This window comes from Acinetobacter sp. ABJ_C4_1, assembly GCF_044538495.1.
Classification (GTDB): Bacteria; Pseudomonadota; Gammaproteobacteria; order Pseudomonadales; family Moraxellaceae; genus Acinetobacter; species Acinetobacter nosocomialis_A.
Genome location: NZ_JBIUCQ010000022.1, coordinates 1 through 12,320 on the forward strand (window position 1 = coordinate 1; position 12,320 = coordinate 12,320).

1 protein-coding gene (running past one end of the window) is annotated in these 12,320 nt (G+C 32.8%); it reads left to right on the forward strand.

Annotation, left to right across the window (positions count from 1 at the left end):
* The first annotated feature begins 15 nt into the window (after positions 1–15).
* Positions 16–12,320 carry the 5' portion of a CARDB domain-containing protein gene (locus ACIF8R_RS17635; RefSeq protein WP_396482288.1) on the forward strand. It continues 19,648 nt past the right edge of the window, so 12,305 of the gene's 31,953 nt are visible here — the first part of the coding sequence; it begins with the start codon at positions 16–18; the stop codon falls past the right edge of the window.

Genomic DNA, 12,320 nt, shown 5'->3' on the forward strand with positions numbered 1-12,320 from the left:
GCTAAGTACTTATGGTTGGTTTATAGTGGGATTTTTGATAATAAGGTTGAAACAAATTTAACTGAGGTTAATAAAAATAATTTAGTTAAAAGTAATGATGTAATTTTAAATGCTGTTACACCTATAGAGTTAAATGTTGATAATAATCTAAATTATAAAAAAATAATTAATAATATTAATGTTGAAGAAGAGGGAGTTTACTTTATTGATGTAGATAGTTCTAGATATGCAACTGACATAAAATTAGTTGGGAACAATATAAGTTTAGATATCTCAAGAAATCAGCTAGGAAAAGTTCAGTCATTTTATCTAGAAAAAGGTCATTATCAGCTTGTCATTAACAAAAATATTTCTGAAGAAATCAAACAAAAAATAACTATTCATTCGGAAAAAATAATTGATGAGTTACAACTAAGTAAAAATATTTCTGTCGAATTGCCCGAGGTACAGAGCAATAAATACTTTTTAAATGTTGAAAAAAATAAAAAATATACGATTTCTTTTGATCAAGCATTATCTACTGATTTGGATGTCACCGTATGGGATGGCTTGGGTAATGTACTCGCATATGGTAGTAAAAATACAATTAAATTAGACTTTTATACGTCTTACCATGAAAAGGTTTATATTGGATTTACAAACTATGGAATAGGCATTCAAGACTTATCTGTAAATATCATAGATACCGTATCTCCAGTGGTCGCTCCTGTAGTGGCTCAACCTATCCAATTGAATAAGGCAAATAATATTTCTGCTCAACAAGTCGTAGAAAATTTGGCTTTTGAATTTCAAGTAGATCAATCAGATACCTATGCATTTACTTTCACTAAACTACCATTTAATTATGGAAAAATTATTGATCTTGATAAAGGCATTGTTTTTGAAGGTGGTATAAATACTACTGGGTTTATGCAATGGTTAATCAAAGGAAATTATCGTATTGAATTTTATGGAATTAAACAACCAGAAAACTTTACTTTTAGTGTTATAAATCAAACATCAAATTTAGTGGAGAACACTGTAAATACAGTTGATTTCGCTAATCAACCTACCTTTATATATAATTTTAGCACTCAACAAGAAAAAAATTATTATATTAAAGCTCAGAATGCCACAAGTTGGGATGGTTTAAATTATCGACTTTATAATCTAAAAGGTCAACTAATACAAAATGGTATTTTAAATAGTAATATTGTTGATTTAGTGTTAAATGAGTATTTTACTAATTATAAATTAATTATTTACACTGTTAGTAGTAGCGCTATCATTAATAATTTCCAGTTCTCTTTAGTAGGACAAGCTACTTCAGCGATACCAGTTGTTTTAGAGTTGGATTCAGTAGTTGAATTTTATAAGCAAAATCAAACTAGAAGTGTACAGTTTAATGTTGAGTCAATTGGTTTGGTTGAGTTTTTACCAAATGAAACTGAATATACTTATCAATTACTTGATGAAAATGGAAAAGATATTGCCCAACAACTTTATTGGTATGGAAATAAAAAAGCATATTTTTTAAATTCTGGTCAATATACGTTAAAAATAACAAATACACAGCTTATTACTGATCAGCTTCGGAAGCTTAATTTTAAAATATCTAAAGTTAAACCTGTACAAGATATTAGCGAAAGTATAGATGCTACCGTAAACTATACCAATAGTATCCCAGATAAAATTTTAAAATTAAATTTAGTGAAAGGCCAAGAATACGATTTAAATACAATTTTTGGTTATTCGTATTCTAGTAGTAGTGAAAGCTATTTTTATAGCTCAAGACTAAAATACTATTTATTTAATAAAGGTGGAAGTTTAGTTTATACATTGGATGGAAATAAGGGGGCGAATTTAAAAGTTGATATAAGTGGAGATTACTATTTAGTAACTTCAGGCCAAGAATATTCATATGCTAATAATTGGCAGTTAAGAGGTTACAATAATAAAGTTCAATTCTCATTGAAAAATAAACAAGCAATAAATAATTATAGTGTTGGTGATTTTGTTAGTGATTCAGTTAATTATGTAGATAATAACCAAAAAACATACCGATTTACTATTACAGAGAAAACTCAAATAAATTTGGCGACCTTGGGTAATGGTATAGATTTTATTTTTAAACCAACTTACTCAACTAATATATTGTGGAGTTTAAGTGCAGGTAATACTTATGGAAATAAAATACTTACTTTGGATGCAGGTAGCTATGATTTAGTTGTTCTTAATAGTTTTAACTATTCAAATACAGCACGCCAATTTAACTTCACTATTACTGATTTAAAACAGGCAATTGAACTACCTTTAGATCAACTTGTGACTAAAACTGTAAATCAAAGTGCTGAAACAACGGTTTGGAAAATTACTGGTCAAGCTGGTCAAAATTGGGTTATCGATCCACGTAATAGTAATAATCTAGCTCAATATGCAGCTTGGTATTTATATGATGATTTAGGTAATAATATTACTTTCAGTAACCAGTATTATAACTATGATTATGCTGTGAAAGTTAACCTAAAAAAAGATGGTATTTATTATTTATCACTTCATGGATCTAATGAGTCACAGCGTCAACAAGCCAGATCTACAACAATTCGAATTAGTACACCACAAACAATTACTCAAGAGATCCAGCTTAACCAGTCTATAGCAGGTACTTTATCTGAAGCAGGTGAAGTACATCGTTATAAATTACATTTGGAACAAACTCAAACAATAATTTTAGACTCTATTTCGGGTAACGTCGGTTATGCATATCTAAAAGATGTAACTGGTCAACAAAGAGGAATTAGCTTAACTTCAAATCAATATCAGGTAATTTCTTTACCGGCTGGGGATCATGTATTTGAGTTTTATTCAGATCGAACAGCATTAGGTAGTTATCAACTTAAGTTATTGTCATTGCAAGATAATTCACAAATTTTAAATAGTAGTGAAGCCGTATCTGCAAAGTTGGCAGTAAATCAAAAATTAGCAATTTATGTATTAGATTTTGAAGTTGGTAAAAAATATAATATTGATTTTTATAATTCAAGTAATTTGTATTATTCTATTTTTGATGGGTCGGGAAGTATTTTAGTTAATAATAGTTATTCTGATAATACTGCGCCTTCATTTATTGCTAATGCTGAAAAGTTATATTTATTAGTAAAAAGAACAGATAATTCCGTAGTAGAAAAAAATATTACTGCTCAGATTTATCCTGTAGAGAATACAACTACTTCTATAGTTTTTGATCAACTTACGTTAGGTACATTGTATACATCAGATAGCACTCATTCTTATCAGTTTGATTTAGAAAAAGATGGTTGGTTTAGCTTAAAAGATTTAAGACTTGGTCAGTCTTCAATGTATCTAAAGTTATTTGGACCAAATAATAATCTACTTTCACAGTACAATAATTTAACGACAAGCCAAGTCGCAAAGATTTATTTGAAAGCTGGGCAGTACCGTTTAGAAATTAGCTCAAATAACGATAATGATAGCGCTTATCAATTTTATGCCAATTATATTTTTGATGATAATTCTGGAAGCTTAAGTTCTAATATTTCTGAAGCAAGAGAGTTATTTATTGATGGTAAAAAGACACTTCTTGTTGATCAACCCGTTTCAACGGAGCGTTATTATCGTGTTATGCTTAATCAGGATGATCAATTCTTTGTAAGACTTGAAAATAGTGAAATAGCACTTTTAGGAAAAAATGGTGAACAATTAAATGTAGTAAATCAGGAAGGTAGTTTTTCTATAACCTCTACTGATATTTATTATGTAAAAATTACCAGCCAACAAGAATTAGTTCAAAGAGAGCTATATTTTGAACGCAAAAATAGTAAACTAACGACGGTTTCAGATGCAGGTGAAACTCTAAGAACAGCTCAAGAAATATTTGTACCTCAAGGTGCGTTGTATACAATAGAAACATATATAGGTGATGGTGCCAATACAAATAAAGATGTGGATATGTATCAAGTCATGCTTATAGCTGGCGATACTTTGGCAATTAACGCTTATACTAACTATAGTTTTCTTACGCGTATTTTTAATGCAAATGGTCAACAAGTATATAGTACCCAATATGGAGATGCGTATAATAATTATCGTTATATTGTTCCAACTACGGGTGTTTACTATATTGGTCTAAGTGCATCTTCAAATAATAATTATAACGCAAAGGATAATTCTAATCTTATTGCAGGTACAGTTGGGAAAAACTCTATCCAGATTGCACGTCGTTTGGGAGCTTTAAATCCTATTGTAAACTTTGTATTACCTCAGGTTTTTACTAAAGATATAGTTTATGAAAATACATGGAATGGCACAGTTTTAAATGGTATTAATGATCAGGACCTATTTTATTTTGAAGTTAAAGAAGATGGTTTGTATTACTTGGATCGAATTAACTCATCTTATCAAAATTTCTATAATGGTACATTTAAAACTATTAGCTTAAAAGATGGTAGTCAGGTTTTATCTGGTTCTAATGGTTTAGTATTTTTAAAAGCAGGTGGTTATGTTGTAAGAGGTAATTTAACTAGCTATTCATCAAGTACAGTGAGTCTAAAATGGATTAATATTTCAGAAAATAAGACTCTTATTGATATTGGACAGTCGGTTACAACTTCTAATAGTTTAACGCGTCAGGCTAATAATATTTATGAATTTAATGTAGAGAAATCAGGTTATATTCAGTTTAATAGTCTTTTGTATTCTGGAAATATCCTAAATTATAAAATATATAATCATTTTGGACAATTAGTTACATCTATTAATAATTCGGCTAATGTTGATTCTAATGCTATTTATCTAAGTGGTGCTGGTTATTATTATATAGTTTTTGATTCTAATGGAAGTTATTATGATGAAGTTGATGGATTTAACTATGCGGGGCAGGTAACTTTTCAAATAGATTGGTTAGGCGACAAGAATTCTACTAATATTCATACTTTTAATATAAATGAAGTAACAAGTGGAATTTTAACTGCTAGTAATCAAAGCCATTTATATAGTTTAAAACTTGATAAAAGTACTACACTTTATTTTGATCAGTTAAATTATATTAATAATAGTGGTGTTACTCTACAAATTATTAATCAAGCTGGTACTACAATTGGAAACTATAGTTTAAATTCTTATTATAATCCAATTATATTGGGTGCTGGTAATTATCAACTTAGAATTTTTACACAAGAATTTAGCACTAAAAATTACGGATTTAAATTACTTGACCTTACTCAAACAAAAAAAATTGAGAGTGGAAAAGTCATAGAAAATCGTTTAACTCCTCTAGGTGAGAAACAGGTGTATCAAATAGAGGCTAATACAGGTGATCGAATTTTCATTGATTTTGAAGATGTAATTGCACCATCTTATGGATACTACAATGGGCAATGGAGATATAATTACTCTACTAATTTAATAGTTATTGATCCTTATGGGCGGTCTCAGGTAATTTCTCGATCAGATTTGAATAATTTAGGATCAGAATTTGTTGCTACTGTTTCTGGAAAATATACGATTTTATTAGATGAATCGGATGCTCGTGATATCGAATTACCTTACCGTATGACAGTTTATGTTCATGCGCCGTCTCAACCGCTTATTATTGACCTTAACAACACTGAAAGAAAAGCGGATTTGAATGTAACCAATATCGTAATAGAACCTTATCAAGAACAAAATATTCAATCTGGTAGTTTATTGGAAATACAGTGGACGCTCAGCAATTTAGGTCAGCAAGCGTCTTTCGGAGATTTTACTGATCGAGTTCTGATTAAGCGTAAATCAACAGGTGAAATTTTAGCGCAGAGCCTTATACCTTATATAGAGCAAGAATCAGGGGCTTTATTACCTCAGCAAAGTGTATTAAGAAAATCTTATATTCGTATACCTGAAGGTAAATTAGGTGCTGGGGAATTTGAAGTAATTATTGACAGTGATTATTTTAATTCGCAAAAAGAGACTGTCCAGACAAAACAAAATAATCATCTTAGTTCTATTTTTAATAGTACGTTACGTGATTATCCAAACCTCGTTGTTGATCAGCTTGCATTAACGCCAAATGCAAATTGGCAGGCAGGAGATTTAGTAACCCTAAACTGGATCACGAAAAATATAGGACAAAGTACTGCTAAAGGTTCTTGGGTTGAGCATGTAGAAGTGACTAACTTAACTACAGGTGCGGTTATTACTCGTCAAGATATTACTTACAACTCTCAGAATCTTGAAAATGGGGAATTTGCTTCTCGACAAATAGCATTTAATTGGCCATCAGAAAATAATTCAATTGGAAGATTTGTCGTTACTGTTAAAGTTGATGCGCTGAATACGATTGCTGAATACGATGGAACTGGTTCTTTAGAGTTTGATAATAAAGCTCAGCTAGAGGTAGTTGCTGGTCCTGATTTGATTGTTAAAAATTTAAAAATTGAACAACAACAATTGCAAGCAGGTGATCAGGTTACATTAAATTGGCAAGATGTTAACCAAGGTAGTGTTGTAACGCCAAAAAACTACCAAGATCGTATTATTGTTAGAGAGAAAAATACTGATGGTTCAGCTGGAAAAATTGTCCTTAATTTTGCAGTTGCCTTTACTGGCAAAGAAGCAGAGCCATTGTTAGCAGGTGAAACAAGAAATCGCCATTTCAGTTTTAATTTACCAGAAGGAATTTCTGGGGTTGGTCAATTTATTTTAGAGGTTATTGCTGATAGCAATATTGTAGGTCAAGGTGCTATTTATGAAGTCAATAATCAAGCTGATGCAGAAGCCAATAATAGTCTAAGTACACAATTTTCTTCTACAGCACAAACTTATGCAGATTTGAAAGTCTCAAATATTGTGGTACCCACAGAAGTTGCTTCTGGGGCATTTACACAAATTCAATGGAATGTCACGAATCAGGGGAATAGAGCTGCCTCAGGTCAATGGGTTGATCGAGTAATTTTGAGTCGTGATGCAATTATAGGTAATGCAGATGATATTGTACTTGCTAACTTTAATAGAGTTAAGGAATTAGCTATAGGTGAAACTTATCAGCAGAATATATCTGTAAAAATTCCTTCTCGCTTAGAAGGTCAATATTCTATTGCTATCATTAGTGATATTAATCAAAGTATTAAAGAGCCTGATACGAGAGCTAATAATCAGTTAATCTCAAATACGATAAATGTTATTAAGACATTTACTGATCTTATTCCTGAAATTTTAATATCTCCTAATAATTTAAGTATCAATGAGTCTGGAAGAGTAACTTGGAAAGTAACCAATAAAGGAAACTTACCTACGGATACTAATCGTTGGGTAGATACAATTTATATTTCGTCTAAGCCGATATTAGATTCTACGGCTGTCGCTTTAGGGTCAGTCACTCACTTAGGATATTTGGGATTAAATGAGTCATATGAAGCATATTTAGATATTCAGTCTTCATTAGCAGCTGGAAATTACTATCTATTTGTGAAAACAGATAGTTTTGGTTCAACTTATGAACCTGAGCATACAGAAAATAATATTGCGAAAACTGCAATTACTCTAGAAGCGGAAAAACTTCCAGATATTCAAGTATCTGATATTTCAGTCGAGACACAATGGCAGTCTGGAAATCAGGTTCAATTGATTTATACATTGACTAACGTGGGTACAGCTGACTTTACAGGTTTTGTATATGATCATCTCCGTTTAGTAAATATCACAAACCCTACCCAAACTTATGTATTAGCAACACCTTCTTTTAATCGCAGCATTCAAAAAGGAGGAAGTATTAAACAGCAAATAACGATAAATGTACCTGCGCTTAGTTTAGGAACTTGGTGTTTAGAAGTTATTTCTGATGCTAATAATTATGTTCGTGAGCTAGATTTAGTAAGCCATCAAGGTACACAAAACATTGAAATTGTGAGCCCAGATCTTGTTGTTGGTAATGTAAAAACAACAGGGCTTTTACAAGGTGGACAAAATATTGATATTTCATGGACAACGTATAATCAGGGAACTACAAAAGCTGCTCAGGTTAAAGATATCGTTTATTTATCACTTGATGATGTGATTGATTATAAAGATATTAAAATTGGCGAAGTAGTTCACTCAGCAATAGAGAGTCAGCAATCTATTTCATCTATTTTAAATTATAAAATTCCTGAAAGTTTATCTGGACGTTGGCGTTTACTTATTGTTACTGATGCTGACAATAAAAACTTTGAATACAATGCTGAACAAAATAATCAGTATCAACAAAGTCTAGAGATTGCTAAAGCAGAATATGCAGACTTGATCGTAAGCAATATTAAGGCTCCAACCCAAGTTATTGGTGATCCTGCTTCTTTAAGTGTTGAGTGGACCGTGTCTAACATTGGAACAGGCACTGGATTAAACACGACATGGACAGATACCGTTATTTATTCTACTGACGATATTATCGGTAACTCAGATGATATTGTTTTAGGCAAAGTTGTACATGATGGAGCTTTGGAAAAAAACAATAGTTATACCTCGTCTATTCAGTATCGTTTTGGTCCTAATTTTACTAGACATGGTCACGTTTTTGTTCAAACAGATAGCTTAAAGCAAGTTTGGGAAAATGATCTCGAATCGAATAATACAGTGGAATTCGATCATCTTGTTGATGTAATGCCAAAAGCTTATGCTGATTTACAATTAACTTCGTTATCAATTGATAATGCAGAAAATTTGATGAGTGGATCATCAACAACTGTTCGATGGGCAGTAAGTAATAACGGTATTGGTATTACAGACAAAGATTTATGGTTAGACCGTGTATGGCTAAGCAGTCAGGCAGATGGGAAAGGGCAATCATGGGATCTTGGATCAGTTCAACATTTAGGTTACTTGGCAGCTAATCAGAGTTATGAACACTCACTTACAGTTACACTACCAGATGGTTTGTCAGGAAATTATTATTTAAACGTCGGTACGAATGTTAGTTCTAGTGTATTTGAGTTTATTCATAATGATAATAACCAAAAAACTGGTTTAGTTATTCCAGTACAACTTGCTGAATATCCTGACCTTGTTGTAACAAGTATTACTTTACCTGATACGGCAACTGAAAGTTCAGAAGTTGAGTTTACATGGACTGTTAATAACCAAGGTCCAAAGAATGCAAAGGGTAGTTGGACGGATAGTCTTCGCCTGATTTCTCTCGATGGCAGTAAACCAGCAATTTCTTTAGGTAGTTATACTTATACTCAAGGTTTAGAGTCAGGTAAGACTTATAGCCGCACTGAAAAAGTTCGCCTGCCTTCTCGTATGGAGGGAGCGTGGCGTTTAGAAGTTGTCACTAATGCTGAACTAGGTAAAAATTCAGCGAGTCAAATTTATGAGTATGCTACCGCACGTCAAAATAATAGCTTGGTTTCAGATGATATTTTAAGTATAAACCTAAATCCAAAACCAGATTTACGAGTTACAGCAATTGAAGCACCAGATAAAGTTATTGCTGGTGGTAAAGCAAGTGTAAAATTTACAGTAAGTAATATGGGTCCTTTAGTGACGAATACTCAATGGAGTGACTCAGTATACTTATCGCTTGATGGAACTCTCAGTTCAGATGATATTTTAGTAGGCCGTTATAGCAGTGGAGCAGCTTTAGCGCCTACTCAGAGTTATACAACTATTACTGATGAATTTACTGTACCTTTACGTTATAGAGGTGATGTTTACATTATTGCGGTAGCAGACTCTGGTAATGTTTTAGATGAATATCCAAATGAAAACAATAATATTCGAGTAGAAAAACTTTATATTGAACCTATACCTTTTGCTGATTTGGTGACAAGTGATGTAGTTGCACCAGATCAAGCAAGTCACGGTAGTAAAATTACAGTTGACTACAAGGTAACAAATAAGGGATCGGCAAAAACTCAAGGCGATCAGAGCAATATTAATAGTTGGGTAGATAGTGTTTGGTTAACTGTAGATAAACGTCAACCTAATCCATCAAAAGGTGACATTAAGTTAGGTGATATTCGCCATACTGGTCATCTTGAGGTCGGTGAAGATTATCTAGGGCAAGTCACAGTAACTATACCTGAGGGAATATATTCAGGTAAGTACTATATTACTGTCTGGAGCGATACTTACGATGCAATTTTAGAAGATACGCTTGCGACGAATATCAATCCTGATGATCCGAATCAGGTTGATAACAATAATTTTAAAGCCAGAGCTATTGATATTTTAGGTTTTGCACCTCCAGATCTCTCTGTAATTGATATTCAGGCACCTCGAGAGGCAGTTGCTGGAGGAAGCTATCAATTTAGTTATACGGTTAAGAATCTTGCAGATGAGTTTGACGGTTCTTGGACTGATGAAGTTTGGTTAGCTGACCAAGCTGATTTATCTAAAGCTACAATAAAATGGAAGTTAGGTGAGTTTTCTCAAAAGAGAAAATTAGGTTATAACGAAACTTACACTGTTGAGCAGACGGTTCCATTATTAGCGCCATCGGTGACAGGTCTTCACTTGGTTGTACAAACTAATGTAACTGATTTAAAAGACTCTAATGGCAAATCAAAAATAGAAAAAAACAAACAGAATAATACATTTGCTGTTACTTCACAGGTGACAGCATCTGCTTCAGATTTGGCTATTACTCAGGTTGTAGTCGATCAACAGGTATTTTCAGGTGAAGCTATTAATGTTACTTGGACTGTAGAAAATAAGGGTGCAGATGTTTGGGCTGGTACAAGATCATGGAATGATTATATTGTTATCAGTGCTTATCCAGAATATATCCCACAGTATTCAACTCTAATAGGTGCTGTGCAGCATTCTAATACACAAGGTCTAAAAACAGGCAAGAGTTATACTGCAACTGGCCAATTTAAGGTACCGGTCGGTTACGATGGGCAATATTATATTTTTGTATTAAGTGACGCTAAATTAGATTTAGATCAACCCTATTTTAACAGAGATGTTTTAGAAGGTACTTATAACGAAATTGCTTCAGGGCTTTATCAAGAAACCGTATTTGAGAAGAATATTACACAGAACAATGTGTCTGGAGCTTCATTAAATATTGTTTATCGCGAACCCGATCTGGTTATTAAAGATATTCAGATTTCTAATCCGAATCCAAATGCTGGTGATACTGTTACAGTTAGCTGGACAGTTAAAAATGAAGGGAGTCGTGATACACGTGTATCCTCTTGGTTTGATGGTATCTATCTATCAAATGATAAAACTATTGATAAGTCAGATTATCCAGTAGTTGATCGTGGTAATGAATCCGAAGTTAGCCTGAAAGTTAAGCAAACACTTATTCGAAATGCAGAAGGCAAAGTAGATGTTCTAAAAATTGGTGAGAGTTATACTCAAGCGGCTACCTTTACCATACCATCGGCAATCGGTGGGGATTTTAATATTATTGTTAAAGCAGATACTAACTATGTTTTTGGATATTCTGCATCTTCAAGTATTCGAAAATCACTACATACACTTGATAAGTTATCTAAGTATGATCAAGGAGCTGTTTTAGAGTTTAAAGACGAAGCGAATAATGAAAAATCAATTGCTTTAACAATTAATTATGTTAGTCCACCTGATTTACAAGTTGTAGACGTTACTAGCCCAACGAGTGTCATTTCGGGGCAAAAGGTTGATATTACGTATAAAGTCAAAAATCTTGGAGGACGAACGCCTTCAGATCAAGGTGCTTGGACTGATCTCATTTATTTATCTACTGACCGAGTATTAGATTTAAGTAAAGATAAACTTTTAGGTTTCGTGGATCATAGTGGTGGATTGGCTGAAAATGCTGAATATTCAGCTTCTATTCAAGCAAAAATTCCTACAGAACTAAAAGGGACATACTATGTATTTGTGGTAACAGACCCCGCTTATTATCGAGGTGGAGCAACAGGTAAAGTTTTAGAGTTTGAAAATGATTTAAATAATACGCTTACGTCTGAACAGCCATTATTAATCATTCAACCTGATCCAGTCGATTTACAGGTCACTGATGTTTTATTGCCTAAGCAAGTAAAAACAGGTGAAAAAGTTCGTATTGAATACACTGTAAAAAATGTAGCTGATTACCAAGCTCATGGTCAGTGGTCAGATGCGGTATATCTGTCTAGAAATAATAGCTGGGATAACCAGGATATTTTGTTGGGAAGATTTACACGTCAAGGTGGTTTAGATGCTCATCAACAATATACTGGCTTTGTTGATGCACTTTTACCAATGATTCAGGATGGGCAATGGTACATTGTTGTTCGCCCAGATATTTATAACGAAGTATATGAAGGCGATATTGTTTATACCGAAACAGGTTTAAATATTGCCCCTGCTGAAGCGAATAATGAAACCGTTTC